Source organism: Streptomyces sp. NPDC014861, assembly GCF_043081625.1.
In the GTDB taxonomy this organism is placed as follows: domain Bacteria; phylum Actinomycetota; class Actinomycetes; order Streptomycetales; family Streptomycetaceae; genus Streptomyces.
In genome coordinates, this window is sequence record NZ_JBIBWV010000001.1 from 813,275 (window position 1) to 832,414 (window position 19,140).

A 19,140-nucleotide genomic window follows, 5' to 3' on the forward strand; every position below is an offset into this window, starting at 1 on the left:
CGTTTCTGCGGGCGGCCGACACCGAGGGCTTCCTGCCGTACGACTAGGACCGGCGTTGGGGCAGCGAGAAGGACGAGAGTCCTCCGCAGGCATGTGGTCCACTGGCGCAAGCTCACCCTCATCCCCATGTTGACCCGGCGTGGACGCGGTGCCGTGATTACCGGCTTTCGCAGTGACCAACCGGCATGCGCTGCTGCGTCTGTGCAGATCACGTCGAGATCGGCGGCATTCTGTTGCCCCGTCTCTCATACGGTTCTCGGCACTGGTGGCGGAGTAGGCGGGCGAGGATGGCGTCGTGCTCCTGGTAGATGGCCCGCCCGCCTGCGCGCAGGGCGTCGGCGAGGGTGGGGTCGCATCCTTCGGGGAGAATGCTGAGGGGGGTGACAGAGGGATCGCTGCCTGTGGTTTGGACAATTTCCTGGTCCATGGCAATGAGTTCGGCTCCGTACAGCTGTCTCACGGTGGCAGCGATCTGGATGCCGGCGGCATCGAGGTCGCCTGCGTAGTAGAGAGGGATGCCCTGGTCGACGGCGAGCTGGAGAAGTGCGTGGTCGACAGCGCGGAGTTGGCCGCTGGTGCAGGCCATCGGCTGTGTGGTGGCGTGCTCCATCGCCGCTTCGAGGACGGAGGGGTTCTCGACGACGATGAGCGGCTCGGGGCCCAGGCGGGGTGGGCTGTGGGTGAGGTCGCGGAGGTTGAGTGCTACGGGGCTGTTGGCTTCGTTGAGGCGGCGGTCGATGGGGCCATCGCCGGTGGCACGGACCTGGTGAAGCAGGACGGTGGCCCAGAGCCGGTCGGCGATGATGCCTTGCTCGGTGAGGAGGGCGCGGATGTGGTCGGGGCGGGTGGGTTCGGGGCGGCCGGCCAATTCGGCGACGGCGGCGACGAGGCGTTGTCCGGGCAGGGTCGCGAGGTCGAAGTAGTGGGGGTCGCCTGCGTGGTCGTGGGCGAGTTTGGCCAGGGTGCGGGGCGGCTGGTGGGGCAGTTGGCGGGTGAGGGAGGCGATGGTGTCGATGAGTCTGCGCGTGTCGGATGCTGTGTCGTGGTCGGCGCCGATGGCCAGCCGGGCTTGCAGCCCTGGCAGGTGGGGCAGTCGGTGGGCGCTGTAGTCCTTGAGGTCCTGGCGCAGCTGGGCTGTGGTGAGGCGGCGCTCTTTGCGGTTGATGACGGGGTGGCCGACGGCGCGCTCGGCCAGGGGCTGCAGGTCGCGTTCGGGCAGGCCGAGGGCTTTGAGGAGGGGGGCCAGGGGGACTTTGAGGCCCTTGGGGGTGTGGGGGACTGATGTGCGGTTCTGGCGGCGCTGGGCGGTGGTGTCGAGCCACGACCGCAGTGCGGCCACCGTGCCGGGGGTGGGGGTGGGCACGGTGATGTTGGTGATGTGGGCTGGGTCGGTGCCGGCGCTGAGGCGGTCGTGGATGGCCTGCCAGAGCGGGGTGAGGTCGGGGTCGGTGGCGAGGATGTCGACGTCGGCGGTCACGGTGTGTCCTGTGTCGGGGTGGGGGTGAAGTCGAGGGTGAGGGGCTGGGGTTCTCCGCGGCCCTGCCACAGCCAGGGGACGGTGACCCGGTGGCGGCCGGTGGTGATGACCTGGTGGACCATGGCGCGCTGGGTCTCTTTCTTGATCAGGGGGGTCATGAAGGGGGCGGTGGCCAGCACGTCGAAGTCCCAGGAGCGCAGGAGGGTGAGGATCTGGCGCAGGTTGGGGTCGTCGAAGGCGGCGTCAATCTCGTCGATGGACAGCAGGCGGGGTCCGGCGTAGTTGGGGGTGGAGTAGGTCGACCACGCTGCGGCGAGCAGCGGGAGCATGGTGGCCAGGCGTCGTTCTCCGGTAGAGAGGGCTTCGAGGGGATTGGCGCGGGCGGAGACTTCGCGGAATTTCGCCTTGCCGGCGGCCTCGAAGGAGGCGTGGGTGACGTAGATTTTCCAGTCGTGCCAGGCGCGGTAGTCGAAGGTGTGGGCGACGCGGTCGGGCCAGGGCTCACCGGCCTTTTCGTTCATGCGCTGCCGCAGGGCGTCATACATCTGCTCGAAGGTGTCGTCGGAGGCGGGCTGGTCGATGAGGTTCATCATGTGCTGGGCGTCGGGTTCTTCCCGGACGTTCCACTCGACCTGCACGCCGACGTCGGCCACGCCGGTGCGGACGCCGTTGAGTGTGGAGCTGATCTTGCTGACGAGTTCGTAGGCTGCTTGTCGGCGGAGCTGGATGTCCCGCTGAAGGCGGGTGAACAGGCTGGTTTTGAGGGTCTGCTTGACGTCGGCTCGGAGGTCGTCTTCGAGTTGTGTGGCCGTGGCGGTCAGGTCTTGGAGGACGGTGGGGAGGTCTTCGCCGCGCAGGGCGGCGGGGTCGGCGACGACGGCTCGCCGCCAGGGGGTGTCTTCGATGCCGAGGAGGGTGACCTGCCGGTCGAAGCGGGCCAGGGCGGTGCTCGCCTTGCGGGCGGTGTTCTCCAGTGTCTGCAGGTCCCGGTCGCGCTGGCGGGCCAAGGTGGTGAGGCGGTCGCCGCCTGCCACGTCGGTGAGCAGCCGGCGGGCCCAGGTGAGGCCTGCGGTGAGGTTGGCGGGACGGCCTGCGGTGTCTGCCGGGAGGTCGTCAGGAAGGACGGCCAGGCGCTCGTCGACCAGTCGGCCGAGTCGGCCCAGGCAGGAATCCCGTTTGCCTTCGGCGGCTTCTCGCAGCGGGGTGACCGTCTCCAGCACGGCGCGGGCGGCGCTGGCGGCGTTGTCGGCGTCCCGCTCGCGGATCCGGAGCCGCTCGGCGTTTTCCTCGGCTTGCCGCCGCTGCTGTTTCGTGGCGTCGTGCCGCGCCACGAGCTGCTGGTATTCGGCTCCGTGCAGCGCGCGGATCTCGGCGACCGAGGTGGCTTCCTTATCGGCTCGCCGCCGCGCCTTGTCGGCGTCCTTCGTTGCGCGTTCATGGCGCTGGCGACGGACGTCGGCAGAGTGCTGGTCGCCGTCCGCCCGGGTAAGGAGGTCGGTGACCCGCAGTGCGGCGGGCTGCCATGCCTGGAGATGTCCGGCGAGCTGGGACAAGACGGCGCGGTGCGTCTTCAGCTGGCGTGGCTCGGTGGGCAGCAGGCCTCCTGTGGGAAGGGTTGCAGCCCGGTTGAGTGCGCGCAGGGCCTCGCTGACGGCCTGGCCGGCTGCCTCGTGGCGGCGGGTGACTTTGATGACGTCCGTCTGTGCCCGGGTCAGGTCCTCTTCGGCTGTGTTCTCGGCCTGCTGGGCCGCCTGGACCGTTTCGATCGCATCGCGAGGGAAGGCCGCGTGTTCGTCGTCGGCGGCATGCTGGGCGGCGACGGCCCGTGCCCGTTGTTCCTGGCTGGCGAGGGCTGTGGCCGTCAGGTCGGCGGCGACAGCCTTGGCGGCGTCGGCTGCATGAGCGGCTCGGGCGGTGGTCTGCTGAGCGTGCTGATGAGTGAGGGCGGCGGTTTCGAGGCGCTGGGTGCGGGTGGCCGCGGCGGCCTCAAGACCGGCCAGCGCCTGGTGCAGGACCAGCTGGGCGTCGGCCAGGAGGGTCGCGGTGTGGCGGTGCTGGGCCTGGGCTTGCTCACGTCGGTGTGCGGCCTGGGCTCGGGCGGTCTTCACGTGATTGGCGGTGGGCAGGCTGTCTCGTTCTGTGGTCGCGTCCGTGAGGTTCTGGTGGCATTGGGCCAGTTGCTGTTGTGCCTCGTTCCTGATGCAGCGGGCGGCATGCAGGTTCTGTTCGAGGCGGGCGACGCGCTCCTGGCGGGCCCGCTCCCGGTTGGTGCGGCCGATGAAGGCTGCCTGGTAGCCGTCAGGGGCGCTGGCGGTGAGGACTCCGTGTGACAGGTGCCCGGCCGTCATGTCGCTGCCGGGGCCGTCGACGGGGATGGCGGCGAGCACCTGGCGTACGCGGTGGGCGTCGATGGCCGGGGCGGGATCAACGACCAGCAGGTCGGCCAGGGTGCGGCCTGTGGCCGGGGCGGCGGGGGTGAAGGTGAGGTCGCCGTCGCACAGGCGGCCGTCGGAGGTGACCCGGGCGTCGAGCAGGCCGGCGACCAGCAGTGCTCCCTCGATGTGGTCTGCCTCGGTGTCCGTCAGGCTGGGGTGGAAGTCGACCAGGGCCCACAGGGGTGCACCGTCGGGGTGGGCGCGGGTACGCCAGGCGGGTGGCTGTGGCACCGGCGCGGCGCGGCGGCTTTCGTCCAGGGCGTTTTCCAGGGTGGTGACGTTGTCGGTTGCGGTGGTCACCTGGTGGGCGGCGGCTTCGGCGTGGTGCTGCAGTCGCGGCAGGGCCTTGGAGTGCGCGTGGGCCGCTGCGGCGATGAGGTCGGCGGGCTGGAGGGTGTCGAGGCTGGACGCAGGGGTGGTCGTGTCGGGCAGTGGGATGTCCGCGGCGTCCAGGTGGGTCAGGCCGTCGCGCCAGTGATGAAGTTCACCGAGCCAGTCGCGGGCTGTCTCGACGGCGGTGGCTTCGGCTTCGCTGCGGGCCTGTTCGGCGGCGTCGAGTACAGATTGGGCGTGGTGCCGGGCCTTCTCGTAGGTGTGGTGGGCATCGGCGCGTTGTTGTTCGTCGGCGGCTGCTTCGGCGTCCGCCTGGGCGCGGGCGGCGTCGTGTGTGGCGGCGGCTTCGGCCTGGGCGGCTGCGGCGGTGGTGTGTTCTGCGTGGGCCTGGTCTGCCCGGTAGGCGGCGTCCTTGGCTCGCGCGGAATCGGCGGCTGCGGTCTGCTGGTGGCCGGGAAGGTCGATGCGTGAGCTGGCCGCAGCGGCGGCCGACGTGAGCCAGCCGATCATCCGACCTGTATCGGTACGGTCCGCGCTGCCGCTGGTGTCGGTCAGGTCCTGGGGCATCGGGCCGAGGAGGGGGGCTTGGTCCTGCCAGTGCTGCAGGCGGGTGGCCAGTTCCTGCTCTGCGGCGCGGCGGTGGCCGGTGGCCTGGTGGGCCGCGTCGCGACGGATGTCCTCCTGATTCTCGGTGGTGCGGCGCTCGTCCATGACGGCACGCTCGGATTCCTGGGCGTGCCGGTGTGTGGTGAGGGCGTGTTCGACGGCTTGGATCTGGCTCAGGCGGTCCTCCGTCCAAGCCAGGGGGTGGCTGAGCAGTTGCTGCGGCTCGAGTGCGCAATCGGTTCCGGTGCGGGCCGCGGCGAGGGTGCTGGTGGCAGTCAGGAGGTGTTCGAACGCGGCTTGGGCTTCCAGGTCGGTGACGCCGGCCTGCATGTCGGTGGCGACCCTGGTGAGCTGCTGTTGTGCGGCGTGGGCGTTGCTGAGGCTGTCGGCGGCCTTGCGGGCGGCCTCGTCGGCGTCGGTTTCGGCTACTTCGGCCCGCTCGGCAGCGGCGTGTGCTTCGGTAGCAAGGTCTCGGGCACGTTCTTCTCGGAGGTGGAGTTCGGCTCCGGCGTGGTCGCGAAGCAGTGTCTCTTCTGCGGACAGGCGTCCCTCGATGCGGGAGATCTCGTCCTGGTTCTGGGCGTACTGCTCGCCTGCTTCCTCGGACGTTTTCTGGGCGGTGTCGAGTTGGTCGGTGGCCTGCTTGGTATGGCGTGCCTGGTTGTCGAAGTCGGTGTTGGCCGCGGTCAGGGCGGCGGCCTCTGTCTGGGCGAGGGTACGCAGGTAGCGGCGGTAGCTGCGGTCGGTGGTTTCCAGGAGCTTGGTTTCCTGGCGGGTGCGTTGCAGTTTGTCTTCGAGTTCGGCGATGCGTTCCATCGCGTCGGCGATCTGGGTGAGGTTCTCGGTGTCCAGGGCGGGCAGGGCGTCGGTGAGGACCTGCCGCATCCGGGTGAGGGAGATGGCTTCGGCGGTGCGCAGGGAACGCAGTGAGCGCAGCACGGCGAGCAGTGCGTCGAACTGGACCTCGTTGAGCGGGGCGAACAGCCGGGTGCGGACGGCCTGGCTGTAGGAGCGCTCGTCTTGGACGGTGAGCTGGGCGAGAGAGCTGTGCAGGGTTTTGGAGTTGGTGAACACTTCGCCGTGGCAGGCGGCGAGTTGCTTGGCCAGGGCGTCCAGGCGTACGGGTTCCCGGTCGTTCTCCAGGGTCAGTTCGCTGCCCACCCGGCCGGGAGCGATGAAGAACACGCGGTGGAGGTGGCCTGCGGTGGCTCGCAGCCACAGGCCGGTTGTCAGGTAGGTGATGCTGCCGTCGGTTTCGTTGCGCAGGCCGTATTCGAGCCACCAGATGCCGGTGCGGTCTTCGCGGTCCTTGAAGTCGGTGTGGCGGCTGGTGAGGGTTCCGGCTGCTTTCCCGGACACTGACAGGGCGGTCTGGGAGGTGTCGGCGTCCAGTAGCACCGTGATCAGCATGGAGGCGGTGAGGGACTTGCCGGATCCGTTGGGGCCGACCAGCGCAAGCCAGCCGCCGGAGAAGAACAGTTGTTCGCTGGCCCAGGCCCAGGAGTTGACGATGCCGGCGCGGGTGGGCTGCCAGCGGCCGCTCGCGGTGGGCGTTCCCAGGTCCAGTTCGTCTGCCGCGGCGGGGGTCAGATGCCGGGCGGGGTGTTCGATGAGGCTCATGCGTGCTCTCCCGGGGAGGGGGTGTGCGGGGAAGGCTGCTCGCCGGGGTGGTCGGCGGCGGGCTGCTGGGGCAGTGGTGTTTGAGAGCCGGGTGGCGGGTCGGGCTGGTGGACGCGGATGCGCCAGAGGTGCACGCCCGGGGTGGGCCACCATTGGTCACGGGCGCTGGGATCGGCCTTCAGCAGGCCTGCGCTGGTGAGTTCGCGGGTCGCAGCACGGGCCAGGGTCGTCATGCGGTCGTAGGAGGCGGCCCAGCGGGGCTGGCGGGCGCGGAGCTGGGTGAACAGGTCAGCGATGTCGGTGAGGGTCACTGCGGCGACGGGGTCGTCCCGGTCGGGCAGCGTGGCCAGCAGAGCGAGTGCGGCCTGGCGTTCCATGCGGCGGCCATGGGGAAAGTCGATGCCGCTGGCCTGGCCGGTGGGATCGGTGACCTGCCACCAGTCCCGGCGTACGGTCGCGGTCAGTCCGATGGCGGCGACGACGTTGAGTGCTCGTTCGCGGCCGGTGAGGGTGTGCAGGTAGGCGGTGGTGTCGGTGGGGTCCTCGAGTGGGTCACTGCCTGGGTCGTCGACCAGACGGCGTATGGCGTTCAGACGTCGTTGTTCGAGCGTGGGCGCGCTGGAGGAGGGCTCGTGGTCGAGGAGGGAGTCTGCGGACAGTGCAGCGGTGTGTTGGTCGGGGGGCAGGTCATCCAGCTGAAGGAGGGTCGGCGACAGGGAGGAGAACTTGGTGGCCAGGCGGTCGCGGGAGGCGGTGACGACGAGGTCGCCGGCTTCGTCGTCGGCCAAGGCCCGGTCCAGGTCGGCGTCGACGGTGATCGTGCCTTCTGCCACGAGGACTTTCAGGGCGTCGGCCAGGCTCTGCCGATTGTGGCGGGCTTCCTTCTTGCTGACTTCCTGGGAGGTGACGACCGGGAATCGGGGCAGGCGGCCGTCGGCGGACTCAGCGGCGCAGACTTGGGCGATGGCTTGCATGAGTTCGCGTACTCCCATCCGCGGGCGTCGCCAAAGCTGTTCGCAGGCCAGAGAGATGAGGATCATCACGAGGGTGCCGGCCAGTGGCTTTCGGTCGCGGACGAGCCGGGGGCCGCGGTCGGCGGGAGCGTCGCTGCGGCGTTTGTGCAGCCGGATGAGTCCTGCGACCTCGTGGACCTCCAGCGGCCAGTTCAGTTCCGTCCGGAAGAATTCGGCAAGGGCCTGATGGTCTTTGAGAGCCGCTCGGTACTGTTCTGGGTCGCTCTCCAGTCTCAGGCGGCCCGATGCCATGAGCAGCTGGGCGCTCTCGCGTAGATCGGCGTCAAGCAGCAGGGGCTCGTTCACGCGACGCTCCAGGTCGATCCCGCCGTATTGCCGGCGGCTTGGCGGGGCAGGGCGGGTGTCTGGCCGATGGCGGCGACGGACACCCGCAGATCGGGTCCGGTGAGCCTGCCTTCGGCAAGCTCGACCGTGACTGTGGTGCGGGGCCGCCCAGGGCGGACGGTCACCTGGAGGCCGGCGTCGTCGATGACGGCCTGTCCTGATCCGCGACCTGGCTGGTACTGACTGAGGGCGATCTCGATGGCGTTCAGCAGGACGGAGGCGGCCTGCGAGGGCAGTCCGGCGAAGTGCTCGAGGCCGACTTCGCCGTCGGTGGCCAGTACCGCGAGAAGGTGGCGGCGGTGCTGTGCGGCAGCTCGGGCTTCCGCGTGGGCGGCGGCACGCTCTGCGGTGGTGTCGGGCACTTTGCGGGGTCTTCCGGTCACGGGCCCGTGCCGTTCGTGTTCCCGCAGGGTCACCTCGACATGGTGGCGGGCGACGCCGGCCTCGGCGGCGGTGCCATGGGCGACGTCCTCTTCCCCGGCTCCGATGACGGCGTGCCAGGACGGCCAGTCTCCGAAGGCAGCCGCGTAGACACGGCGGGCGTCGTTCTCGTCCGGCTGCTGGTGGAGGCTGCGAGCCAGGGTCCTGAAGTCGACTCCGAGGTCGCTTCCGCGTCGGCGGGCCATGTAGCGGCGGTCGATGGCGACGAGCAGCGTGTGTACAGCGCCGCTGGCTGAGTCGATCAGCCGGTGGACGCTGCCGTCTGGCTGGAACCACGACTCCAGGTCGGCCAGGCGGCGCATGCGTTCGTCGATCCAGCGCTGCTGGTCGGCCGCGTCGACGAGACCGGCGTGTTCGGCGGCGGCTTCTACGGTGCGGGCGAAGCCGGCCTCGCGCAGCTCTGTCATGGCGGTCTCGACTCTTGGCAGGCCCCGGCCGTATTCGCGGGGGAACTGCCGCAAGGCCTCCACGACACGGTCCCGGTTCTCGCCGAACACCTCGTTGTCGGTGACGTCTGCCTGCACCATCTTCGCGAGCGCCGCGTAGAAGTCGGCCGTCACCCTTTGCAGTTCGTCGATACGGGTGCGCACGTCTTCCAGGTCACCCGGCAGCAGGCCGGGGTCCTGGCTGAGGTGGGCGAGAATGTCTCGCAGGGTTCGTTCCACTCCGTCGAGCAGTCGGCTGGGCAGTTGCAGTGCACGTACTACGTCGACAACGGCGGTCCGGACGGCGGCCACGATGCCGCGTCCGCGGCGGGTGAGCGCCCATGCCTCCTCTCGCGCCGTCAGGCCGTGGAGAGTACGCAGCGGAGCCGCGTAGTCATGGAACGGCTCGACGAAGCCTCGCTTTGCCAACTCGTCCAATGATGTGCGGAGTTCGGTTGGAGGCAGCGGGTCGTGGTAGCCGACTGCCTTCAGTTGGAGGGTGATGTCGGAGAGTGTCGACATCGGTCCGCGCGTGGAAAGCTCTTCGAGGGCGGCCAGCAGTGCGAGGTACCGCTCACGCGTCAGATCCTCGGACGTGCCGAACACGGACCAGTCGTCGGGCATGACCTCCTGCCACCACATCTGCAAACGCAACCCGTTCCCCTCCCTGCGCCTCGGGCGCCACAGCAGCAGCCAGGGCACAGGCATCCTGCTCAAGGACGCTCCACCCACTCACGCTCGAAAAGTTAGAGACCGCCACTGACAACAGCCTGCGGGAACTCCGGATTCTGGGTCAGTTATCCAGATCTGAGTGGCGAAATACCGTCCGTCTGCCGAGTTTGTGCCCCCTGTGTTTGAAGCTGATCACGACGTTCCGCGAGCCGACTTCCGATCAGCGGAGAGGCCCTGCGACAGGCGCACAGGCTGGGAAAACGTCACCTGGAAAGATCGCGAGAGACGTACTGAGGGCGGGCTTCCTCCCTATGCTGCTCGCCGTCTTCGGATATCCAGTTCAAGACAGTTTGATGAGGCTAGGAAAGAGACGCAGGGTCGCACACTTTCTGTAACGGCAAGGGCCAGGCATTCGATTCTCGTTCGATATTTTGCGGGAGTCTTGTGGACCATGCGATCCATGACCGAGAGGGTTGCGACGGGGAAGCAAGGCCGGGACTGGTGCAGCCGTAGGGATACGCGGCGCCATGACGGCTCGCCCGACCCGACAGCATCCTGCCCGCCACTGCCTTTGGTGCTGAAACCGTGCCGTCGGCAGACTAGGCACGCCGACATCCACACTGAGCGGGACGATGACGCCTGGGTCGGTCCCTGACGGCTTCACCACCAAGGCCTCCCGCAGGTGCGGCCGTGTCCGAGCAGAGGCCCAGCCCGTTGGCCGAGGCAACGTGCCGTCACAGGCCCGCCAGCCGATCGACCCGGGCAAGCTGCTGCTGCCCGTGGCCGAGTTCGCCAGCTCCGACGCACTCGTTGGAGGCTGCGTCCCCACCACATTCTTCTCAGTGCCTACATGCGCCACGATCACGCACACGAATCCCTCAGTGGCCGCAGCTGAGCTCTGGGCGACAGGCGCACGAGGGGGGCCGCTCAGCTTGCGATTGCGTTCATGCCGGCGTGATAACCCTTGCTGGGCGCGGGCCGGGCTGGCTCTCTGTGGCGCCAGGCTGCCTGCCTTGACGACAGGTCTCTGCAAGCAGCTACGGCAGCGTGAGTCAGCGCTGGATGAGCAGCAGTGGTCGGCACGGATGGCCAGAGCAAGTTCCCCGACTTCGCCATCACAACCGACGTCCCCCGCCCGTCCCATCATCTGGGAGCACCTGGGCATGCTCGGCGATCCCGGCTATGCCTCGAAACGGGAGAAGAAGAAGGCCTGGTACCCCGAGCATGGCGCCCTTGAGGGCGACGGCGGCTCGCGCGGGCTCCTGCTGGTCACGGACGACGCTGTGGGGTGAAGAAGGACGAGTGGGAAGCTGCGTTCCTGAAAGCCTTCGGTACCTCTTCCAGCATGCGGCCACGTTCCAGTGGCAGGCGGCGCAAGCCTCACTGATCGCCGGCCGCACAGCCGCAGCCCGTGGTATGCCGGGGCCGGCTCGTCTCAGAGCCGGCTGCGGTGTTGTGCTGATGTGCCAAGGTGGGTTTCGGCATGGACGTTTCCGCGTTGCCAGGTTCATCGCCGCCGCTGGTCGAGCCGAACACTCGGGGGTGCCGAGGCTGGAGCGGGGAAATCACTCGCATCGTGCCGCCCGCGGTGACAAGTAAGGCATGAAAACTGCCCGTCCTGGGATGCTGACGTCTCAGATCCGGGCTCGCCGGCTTCGGTCAGCCAAGTTGGTCAAGCCACGCCTGTGCCGCATCTGCAGCACGAAGGATTACCTGCTCGCCGGCCCCGGACCTGCTGGCTACGCCAATGGTTCGGTTGAGTTCCGCATTCACCTGTCGGTGCGTGGTTCCGGTCGCCTTGACCAGTGCGTTGACCATGGACAGCAGCCGAGTGCGAGGATCCGGGACGTCCTCCCCCTGTACTTCGCGTTCCTCGCATCCTTCGCACAACTCCATGCTTTGATCGGCCCGTTGAATGCCACAGCGCAGGCATACGTATCCGCTGCAGCTCGCACACGCAGTCGAGGCTTGGTCGGCATTGTGAACTTGGGCTGCCGGCCTCACGCAGGCTCCGGTGCACGGCCTGGTCACCCGTTCAGTCAGGGACGCAGGCTTCGGCATGCCGCTGAGAACATCGCGTGTGGTGCGTGGTTTCTCCTGGGCGGACACAAGTTCTGTTCTGGACCGGTCACGCGCTTTCTTGCAGTCCGACCATTCCTGGGGAGTGAGGTGACCGGCACAAGCCTGCACTGGGGGAGGCAAGTCGTCGTAGGCGGGCCATACGGCAGTTTCACGGCGGCAGCGCCGGCCTGTGCTCTTTCCCTGGCGGGTACACCATGACCTCGTGTCCTGTGCAGAGGAGTCTTCGTTCAGGTGCAGGGCGTTCCCCGCGGGTTCGGCCGGAGATGCCGGACCGTCTTCTGTTCGCTGGGACAGCTTCGTCTGCAGAGTCTGGCGCCAGTCGTGGCCGATGGCAGGAAGCGCGGGGACGGCGGTGACACCATGAATTCTCAGGCCATGGCGCCTCGCCACGTTCTCGAAGACGGGCCGGATGGTCGCAATGACGTCCTCGGTGAACCTGGGAACAAGATGAGAAGGAGTAACCAGGAGAGCCTCATGCCCCTGTCCAGGATGGTCCTTCGTTCTCAGTTCCACGTCTTCCACCGCTCCCAGGAGGGCTGCCGCCTGGTCGTCCCCCTGCTCGTGGGCCAAAAACGCCGTCTGGCCGAGCACCCGCTGCAAAGGAGGCATCGTCTCTTCCGGCTGGAGGGGCAGGCTGTAGGGGATGGTGCCGGTAGTTTGGCCCTGCTCCGCCGGCTCTCCCGTCTCAGAGCTTGAGCCAGGTGGTGCGCACTCGACGACCGACTCGACTGAGACGGGATGGGCGAGGACGTCTTTCAACGCCTGTTCGAGCAAGCCGACGGAACCCGAGCTGACAAAGTTGTCCAGGGCTCCATGGTTTCCCCAGCACAGCGTCACCGCGTCGCCGCCGTAGAAGCGGACACGCGCATTGTGGTTCAGCAGGATCCAGGTGAACCGACGTCGCGCTCTGACGGCTTCAAGAACCTGGGGCCACGCCTCGCGCACTTGCGCCGTCATGTCCGCCACTCCGCTGCCTTCCTGTGTCAGTTCCCCGCTCTGCGGGGCAGGCACTGACAACGAGTGGCACGACAGCAACGACACCCTCCTTCCGCGAGAATCAGCCTCTTCTGTTCTGCGGAGACGCGGAAGAACCCCGTGCGCGTGATCTCACGACGAAGCCGCAGTACACAAGGGCTAAGAGGTCATCTCATTTGGTGGTTTGTAGCTACCGGTATAGGTGAGCCAGAACCTCATCACTCACAGGGTAGGGACGTTCAGGCGGTAGAAGTTGCTGGGCAGCGTCCAGCTCTCCGCCCTGCACACGGGCATGCACCAGGCGGGCCAACGCTGTGACATCGGTGATGGAGACGATCCACTCGTCGGCGTAAAGGTGGGCGGCTTCATCAGCCAGGCCCAGCTGGAGTGTTCGGTGGGGAAGCGGCTGAAGGTGCAGGTCGCGTTCCGGGTCCCATTGCACGCGGGCGGGGGCCCGCTTCAGCTGGCGTCTCCATGTGTTGCGGTCGGTGTGGAGTCCGCGCTCGTAGTGCGACAGGCAGGAGTGCCGCAGCGCCCACTCGAAGCCTTCCCGGGCGATCTCGACGGCGAGGACGTGTTCCTGACCTTCCTTGGTGCCCCAACCGCAGCGGTACATCATCCACAGGAATGACGGCTTGATCCACGTCATCCGGTCCCGCTGCCACACTGCTGGGAAGCGGCCGTCCCGGGCCGCCGCCAGACCGATCTCCGGCGAGTACGCCTGGTAGACAGTGACCGTGGCGTCCGTGTGAAGGGCTCGGATCTGATGCTTGGGTTCTGTCACTGGATCAGGGTGATCACCCCACTTCACGGGCGCCATCGAATTACCGAGACGGGAGACCGCCGAGTCTGCGGTAGCAGATGAGGGTGCATGCGATGGCGGCGAAGGCCAGGAAGTGGTCGGCCTTGCGCTCGTAGCGTCGGTGGAGCCGGCGGCAGCCGGCGAGCCAGGCCATGGTGCGTTCGACGGTCCAGCGATGACGGCCCAGCCGCTGCGAGGACTCGACGCCCTTGCGGGCGATGCGGTGGGTGATACCGCGTTCGCGTAACCATCGCCGCAGGTGGGAGTAGTCGTAGCCTTTGTCGCCGTGGAGCTTGCCCGGCTTGCGCCGCCGGGGCCCGCGGCGGGACCGGATCGGCGGTATGCCTTTCACCAGCGGGATCAGGGCCCGGCTGTCGTGCAGGTTCGCTGCCGAGATTCCGACAGAGATGGGCAGACCGGTCCGCTCGGTGATCAAGTGGATTTTCGAGCCGTACTTGCCCCGGTCGACAGGATTCGGGCCTGTCAGGTCCCCCTTTTCATGGCCCGCATGTTCACCGAGTCGATCGCGCAGCGAGACCAGTCCAGCTCACCCCGGGAGCCGAGCTCGTCGAGGACCAGGCGGTAGAGCTTGGCCCACACGCGGGCCTTCGTCCACTCCGAGAAGCGCCGGTGGGCTGTCGCTCCCGACGGCCCGAACGACGCGGACGGCAACTGCTGCCACGTGCAGCCCGACGTGGCCACGAACACGATCGCGGCCAGCACCTCTCGGTCACCATGTCGCCGTCGGCCACCGCCCTGAGGCCGCGACGGCGCCTCCGGCACCACCCGCTGGAACAGCTCCCACAACTCGTCGGGCACCAGCCGCTCAACAATTCCCGCCACGACCGACAGGCTACCTACTCAACCAAATGAGATGACCTCTAAAGGTTGTCGAGGAAAGACTTGGCGTCAGCCATCAGGTCCGGCAGGCCGAAGCCGGTCCACGACGCATGCTCGTGGACCGGGAGAAAGCGGGCACCTCATGCGGCCGGAACTTGTCGCTGGAGGATGCACCCTGTGTGATCCGTTTGAGGTGCTGTCCGTCGTCGGAATCCGGAACTTCGGGCTGTCGCGACCGAGGCTTCACAGCTGTGTCAGTCACTCGCCGTTTCCGGCTCCGGCGCAGGAGCGCGGCGCACCAGAGTGACCTCTGTAGGTCTGGGCTGGTCCCTGCTCAAAACGCCAAGAACGACGGGCTCCAGCCCAAGTCGGAGAGTAGCGTTCTGGAGGACTTCACGCAGGTAGGGGTGGGCGGTGAAGTAGGTGTTGTTCTCCACGTAGGTGGTGACGGCTTCCTCGGAGGGCTCGGGGCCCTCGTCCAGGGTGTAGTCGATGACGAATGTGGCATCGACTTCAGCGGTGGTTGTCCCGTCCGCGTCGCGCAACGCAACGGCTTGGTTCACGCGTACAGCGAAACGGGGAGGCTCGACGAGAATTTCGCAGGGCCCGCCCTGGATCTGGATGCTGTGGACGTCGAGCGGGGGTTCTTCCATCGTCTCCGCGCGCAGCCGCTGGAGGCGAACGTTGGCCAGGTGAAGTCGGTTGTGGAAGTCCGTGACCTGCTTCATCAGGTCGTCCTGCGAAGTGTCTGATGGCAGGTTGAGGTCGTCGCCTGTGTTCACTGCGATCCGCCGGTAGTTGTGAAGCGCCGTCCTGCTGGAGTGGAAGAGATCGATTCTTCCAGCTCCAGCACTGCGGCCACCGAAGCGAGGACCCGCGGGACGCCGGCAACCACCAGGGGCTGCCAGGAAGACTGGCGACGCTTCTGCAGGAGTGCATTGAGGTGCGCGACCTGCGGCGCAGTGAGGTAGGCGGTGCCGGGTTCCAGGTCCAGGCAGTAGTGCTCCCGGAGCCAGGCAAGCACGTCGGGCCACGCCCAGATCTTGATCGGCGTGCGTCCCTGCCCTACCTGGGCACGGGGCGCGGGGAACGGTTCACCGTCGGTTCGCCTCTTGCCACCTGCCCACAGCCGCACGGCCTCATGGCTCATGCCTGTACGCGTGGCGATGTCGGCCAGCGAGACGAACTGCTCGTCCACGCGCTCTACACACGCCTGAGGTAGAGCGCGCTTGATGCTGGCGACTGCTGCCGCGGCAGCGGCCACCGGATCATTGGACTTCGTGTAGAAGGTTGCGATGACCTGTCCGCCGGTCTCGTGCCATCCGAGGTCGGACAGGTTCAGTGCAAGCTGCTCGAGGATCGCGTCGTCATCGAGACTGACGTTGCGTACGACGAGCGGAATGTGCGTCTCCACGGAATGCCCCCTCCTCCTTAGAATCACCATACCCGCTTGTTGGACGTCTCCAACAGATTAAGCACAGGGTGAGTCGTCTGCATTCCAGCCTCACCCGAAGCGACCGGAGAGATCTGTCACACGTACCCTGACCTGCTCGATTCTTTGCCGCAAAGCATCCCCGTCGTCTCCTGCGGGAAGATCACCGACGAGCTCGTGGGCCTGGTCGACGTGCGCTGCAGCACCGCCGATCAGGGTGACGACCTGCGCATCCGTGGGTGGAAAACCCAGCTCGCTGCCCTCGGGGAGGACCTCGAAAGCAGATACAACCAGCTTTTCGCTGTGCTCCTCGCACCCGAGAGCCTCCTGCAGCTGCTTCTCGGCTTCATCGGCCGCCGATGCCGCACTGCGGAGCAGCTCCTCTGCTTCGGCTCGCTTGTCCGCTGCTTCCAGACAGCGGCTCGCTGCCTCCAGCTGGGCTTCTGCGAGGTCAAGCAAGGCGGTGGCCCTGAGAAGAATCTGGCCGGCTTCGTCGGCCTTGAGGTGGGCGCAGCGGTGAACGGTCCTCCGCGCGGTCTTCGCCACGGACTCTCCACCGATCCCCGTGCTGAAGATCGGGATGCTGCACGGCTCGTCAATGTCCGGGTCGCAGACGAGGCGACCCCAGGTATGTCCCTCGATGGCCAGCAGGCGCCAGCCTGCGGACCGCGCCATGTCGAGGGTTTCTCTCCACCACGGTTTTGAGTGCCTGGGCCACCGCTCTTCCGGCTGATACCAGCGGCTCACCGAGTGCCTCCGTCCCCCGCACGCCCCCTGGAGGCCGCGCTTGATGCCCACCCGCAGTGTTCAGTCTCTCATCCCAAATGGAGACAGATCTATCGCAGCAGCGCACCGTATGACTCTCCGCTCTGTCATGGTTCCAGCACGCGTTGGGGTGAGACCGGGGAGGATCGTGTAGTTGCTTCATACGGATGAGGGCGTGCTCCGGCGGGAGTGGTGCCGTTGCAGAAGTAAAGGTGGCGGTCGATCCATGCCAGTCCCCCGGCGTCGAGGCACGTGCGGGCGGGCGTCACGGCGATCAGCCGCCGATCCGGTCGACATCGGGTTCCGCCAGATGTCCAGAGCGGCCGGCTCATGGAAGATGGCTGGAGCGTCACCGCGCCGACGGTAGCCGAGATAGCGCCCAGGATACCCGGGGGCAAGCAATGCAAGATCCGAACAACCGGGCAGGGCCGCTGCAGCATCAAGCCCCACGGGTAACGGAGTTCAGGGCCGGCGGTGTAAATCGGCGGCTGGCCAGGATGGTCAGCAGATGACGCGGACGCGGCTGAGATGCCGGCCCGCCCTCCCGGGGCGGCCAGACGGCCAAGGCGCCCACATACGGTCGGCTCCGCCGATGCGGAGCCTGTGGGTGGGGCCGCCGCGGGCGGCCCTGCGGGCACGGATGGCCGCTCGAGGGCTCGGTCTCATCGGCGACACAGGGTCTGGACAAGGGCACGGCGGTGTGGGGACCGGATCGACGTCAGTCACCGGGCCCGACGCCTTTCGCACTCGGAAATGATGTCGGCTACCGTCCAGGGCAGGGACGGAGTTCCGTCGCTGTCCAATCCATAGGCAAGTAACTGGTGATCCTCTGCCTGCAGGGCCAACTCCTTAAGCGCGCGGGGCAGCCCCGGGCTGCAGCCTCACGTGCCAGTCGGCTGGTCTGGGCTGTCTGCCGGCTCAGGGTCAGGTCGGAGAGAGTCTCGGCGTTTCCGTTACGGGCCAGTTCCCAGGCCAACCGCTCGGCGTCAGCGCGCTGCCCGGCCTTCTCCCGCATGCCAGCCAGGGCTGCCAGAGGGAATAGGTAGAGGTGGGCCGCGGCTTCACGGGCCACGCGCTCCGCATCGTCTGCCTTGCCCGCCTACGACGGACTCCCGTGATCGTCGGATCGGGCGACGATCTACAGAGTTCAGGGTTGTCAGCGCGACGCAGCTTCGTCGAGGGCCTGCAGGATCCTCGCTCCGGTGGCGACTGTTGCATGGCGTGGTCCGGTGCGGGTGCGGATGCGGGCGGGGAGATTGCTGGGGTGGTCGGGCCCGCTGGCGCTGGCAGTGAGCAGGGTGTGGATTTCGTGGGCGAATTTGTCTCCTGGCAGGGGGATTTCGCTGTCGGGTTCGCGGAGGTAGCCGACGGCGACGGCGGTGGGCATGTAGGCCATCAGTTCGGTGAGGGCGGCGGAGCGGGGCCGGGGGGTGGGCCTGCCCAGGCGGCGGAGGAGCCTCAGGAGGGTGGCGGCGGAGGCCTCCTCCTCGTGAAAGAGGGCGACGGTTTTGTTGTCGCGGTGGACTGTGGTGCGGACGATCTTCGCTGCGGGGGTGTCGTCGTCGGTCTGCTTGTGCCACCAGCGGGCGGCGTGGGTCTCGCCGAGGGCGAGGTGGTGGAGGTAGAGGCAGTAGGCGGCCGCGGCGTGCCCGGCGCCGGCGGCGTACTGCCACCAGAACCGGGCGCCGTCGTCGGTGTCGGTGAGCTGGAGGACGCAGGCTAGGACCATGGCGCTGCGGGGCTCAGGGACCTGGTCGGTGAGGAAGTCGGCGACGGCGTCGGCGGGGGTGTGGGTGACGAGGGCCTCGCACAAGGTGCGCAGGTCCTCGGCGGCCGATGCGGTGTTCTGGTCGGTGGGGGTGCGAGGGGCGACGGGCCTGGGGGTTTTCGGGTCCGGGTCGCGGGCGGGGACGGTGTCTCGTGGCACGGTTCGTTCGAAGACGAGGAGGGTTCGGGCGAGGAGGTTGTCGAGGTGGGTCTTGTTCATGAGGTGGTTCCCCCGGTGTGGGCCGGCGGCTCGACGGTGTCGGCGAGGAACCGGTCGGCGTGGCGTTCGCTGGACCGTACGTGGGCCAGCGGGATGCCGAGGAGGTCGGAGACCTTCTCGGTGGTGAAGCCGCACAGGCGCCTGAGCACCATGACGTCGAGCTGGGTGAGAGGCAGTTTGCTGATGGCGGCGAACATCTCCAGGGACTCGGCCAGCTGGGCCGCCTGGTGGTCGAGGGAGTCCTGGGCGTGCAGGGCGGCGGTGTCGAAGGCGGCGTCGGCGAGGACGGGCCGCTGGTCGCGGTGGTCGGCCTTGGCCTTGACGGTGGCGCTGAGGATGTTCCAGGCGTAGCGGCGGATGTCGGGGCTGGCCAGGGCGTCGTCGAAGGAGAGCCACAGGATGGCGAAGGTTTCCTCGACGGCGGCGTCGAGGACGGTGTCGGTCAGGAAGACGCCGGCGTAGCGGCGGTAGCCGTCTTCGACCATGGAGCGCAGGGCGCCGTGTTCGATGGGCGGTCCGGGCTGGGTGGTGACGGTGAGCCGGCCTGCGGTGGAGCGGTCGACCCAGTCGCGGCTTTTGCCAGCGTCCATGGCTGCCTGCTTCCAGAGCCGGTGGAGGGGCCAGGTGGGGATGTTCAGTTCTTCGGCCAGGCGGTGGATGACTTCCCAGCGGGGGTAGTGGCCGACTCCGCGCAGGAGCTCGGAGAGCTTCGATTTTGCGAGTACGCGTGCGCTGAGGTCGGCGAGGGTGCGGCCGCTGAGGAGGTAGTGCTCGCGGGTGGGGGTGAGCCATGCGCGGTGGGCACTGCCGACGGTGGAGGCGATGGGGCCGAGCTTGCGGCCGGGGCGGAGCGGGGCCGGCTCGGAAGCCGACCCCGTCGCGTTGTGCAT

General features: G+C 67.8%; 13 protein-coding genes. 1 reads left to right on the forward strand and 12 read right to left on the reverse strand.

The genetic code is table 11. The features are described from left to right. Positions 1 to 208: 208 nt before the first annotated feature. The 4 genes from ACF1BN_RS03450 to ACF1BN_RS03465 are packed head-to-tail and all read right to left on the reverse strand — an operon-like array spanning position 209 to position 9,319. The gene (locus tag ACF1BN_RS03450; protein WP_392329891.1) at positions 209 to 1,477 is read right to left on the reverse strand and encodes a DUF2399 domain-containing protein; all 1,269 of its coding nucleotides are present in this window, start codon (positions 1,475 to 1,477) and stop codon (positions 209 to 211) included. Further along, a complete protein-coding gene (locus tag ACF1BN_RS03455; RefSeq protein ID WP_392329892.1) occupies positions 1,474 to 6,471 on the reverse strand; it encodes an SbcC/MukB-like Walker B domain-containing protein in 4,998 nt (1,665 codons plus the stop codon). The genes ACF1BN_RS03450 and ACF1BN_RS03455 overlap by 4 nt, the downstream gene beginning before the upstream one ends. Continuing rightward, complete coding sequence (locus ACF1BN_RS03460; RefSeq protein ID WP_392329893.1) at positions 6,468 to 7,790, reverse strand: DUF2398 family protein; 1,323 nt, start codon at positions 7,788 to 7,790, stop codon at positions 6,468 to 6,470. Before ACF1BN_RS03460 ends, ACF1BN_RS03455 begins: the two co-directional genes overlap by 4 nt. Further along, positions 7,787 to 9,319 carry a DUF2397 family protein gene (locus ACF1BN_RS03465; protein ID WP_392329894.1) on the reverse strand — a complete coding sequence of 511 codons (1,533 nt, stop codon included), beginning with the start codon at positions 9,317 to 9,319 and terminating at the stop codon, positions 7,787 to 7,789. Before ACF1BN_RS03465 ends, ACF1BN_RS03460 begins: the two co-directional genes overlap by 4 nt. Before the next feature lie 1,211 nt (positions 9,320 to 10,530). On the opposite strand from ACF1BN_RS03465, the gene ACF1BN_RS03470 reads away from it, so the two are divergent. Next, positions 10,531 to 10,659, forward strand: a complete 129-nt coding sequence (locus ACF1BN_RS03470) for a hypothetical protein (RefSeq protein WP_392329895.1) — start codon at positions 10,531 to 10,533, stop codon at positions 10,657 to 10,659. A gap of 367 nt (positions 10,660 to 11,026) precedes the next feature. Here the strand turns inward: ACF1BN_RS03470 and ACF1BN_RS03475 are convergent, their stop codons facing one another. From ACF1BN_RS03475 to ACF1BN_RS03510, 8 genes are all read right to left on the reverse strand, one after another. After that, positions 11,027 to 12,415, reverse strand: a complete 1,389-nt coding sequence (locus tag ACF1BN_RS03475; RefSeq protein ID WP_392329896.1) for a hypothetical protein — start codon at positions 12,413 to 12,415, stop codon at positions 11,027 to 11,029. A 199-nt stretch (positions 12,416 to 12,614) separates the two neighbouring features. Beyond that, complete coding sequence (locus tag ACF1BN_RS03480; protein WP_392329897.1) at positions 12,615 to 13,244, reverse strand: DUF4291 domain-containing protein; 630 nt, start codon at positions 13,242 to 13,244, stop codon at positions 12,615 to 12,617. 4 nt (positions 13,245 to 13,248) lie between these two features. Next, positions 13,249 to 14,060, reverse strand: a protein-coding gene (locus ACF1BN_RS03485) for an IS5 family transposase (RefSeq protein ID WP_392329984.1) whose coding sequence is annotated in 2 segments (ribosomal slippage) — positions 13,249 to 13,721 and positions 13,721 to 14,060 — 813 coding nt in all. Because the reading frame shifts where the segments join, the coding sequence is not laid out codon by codon here. A gap of 260 nt (positions 14,061 to 14,320) precedes the next feature. Continuing rightward, positions 14,321 to 14,848: a hypothetical protein gene (locus ACF1BN_RS03490; protein WP_392329898.1), complete on the reverse strand. Its 528-nt coding sequence runs from the start codon at positions 14,846 to 14,848 to the stop codon at positions 14,321 to 14,323. Next, a complete protein-coding gene (locus tag ACF1BN_RS03495) occupies positions 14,845 to 15,480 on the reverse strand; it encodes a hypothetical protein (protein WP_392329899.1) in 636 nt (211 codons plus the stop codon). Before ACF1BN_RS03495 ends, ACF1BN_RS03490 begins: the two co-directional genes overlap by 4 nt. A 90-nt stretch (positions 15,481 to 15,570) precedes the next feature. After that, positions 15,571 to 16,245, reverse strand: a complete 675-nt coding sequence (locus ACF1BN_RS03500) for a hypothetical protein (RefSeq protein WP_392329900.1) — start codon at positions 16,243 to 16,245, stop codon at positions 15,571 to 15,573. A gap of 1,174 nt (positions 16,246 to 17,419) precedes the next feature. Continuing rightward, positions 17,420 to 18,250 (reverse strand): hypothetical protein, encoded by an 831-nt coding sequence (locus tag ACF1BN_RS03505; protein WP_392329901.1) that lies wholly within the window; start codon positions 18,248 to 18,250, stop codon positions 17,420 to 17,422. Further along, positions 18,247 to 19,140 carry a sigma-70 family RNA polymerase sigma factor gene (locus tag ACF1BN_RS03510; RefSeq protein ID WP_392329985.1) on the reverse strand — a complete coding sequence of 298 codons (894 nt, stop codon included), beginning with the start codon at positions 19,138 to 19,140 and terminating at the stop codon, positions 18,247 to 18,249. Before ACF1BN_RS03510 ends, ACF1BN_RS03505 begins: the two co-directional genes overlap by 4 nt.

Coding starts and splice junctions, on each gene's coding strand:
- ACF1BN_RS03480 (WP_392329897.1), bottom strand. CDS start 13,244: ATGGCGCCCGTGAAGTGGGGTGATCACCCTGATCCAGTGACAGAACCC.
- ACF1BN_RS03470 (WP_392329895.1), top strand. CDS start 10,531: ATGCTCGGCGATCCCGGCTATGCCTCGAAACGGGAGAAGAAGAAGGCC.
- ACF1BN_RS03455 (WP_392329892.1), bottom strand. CDS start 6,471: ATGAGCCTCATCGAACACCCCGCCCGGCATCTGACCCCCGCCGCGGCA.
- ACF1BN_RS03510 (WP_392329985.1), bottom strand. CDS start 19,140: ATGCACAACGCGACGGGGTCGGCTTCCGAGCCGGCCCCGCTCCGCCCC.
- ACF1BN_RS03505 (WP_392329901.1), bottom strand. CDS start 18,250: ATGAACAAGACCCACCTCGACAACCTCCTCGCCCGAACCCTCCTCGTC.
- ACF1BN_RS03465 (WP_392329894.1), bottom strand. CDS start 9,319: ATGCCCGACGACTGGTCCGTGTTCGGCACGTCCGAGGATCTGACGCGT.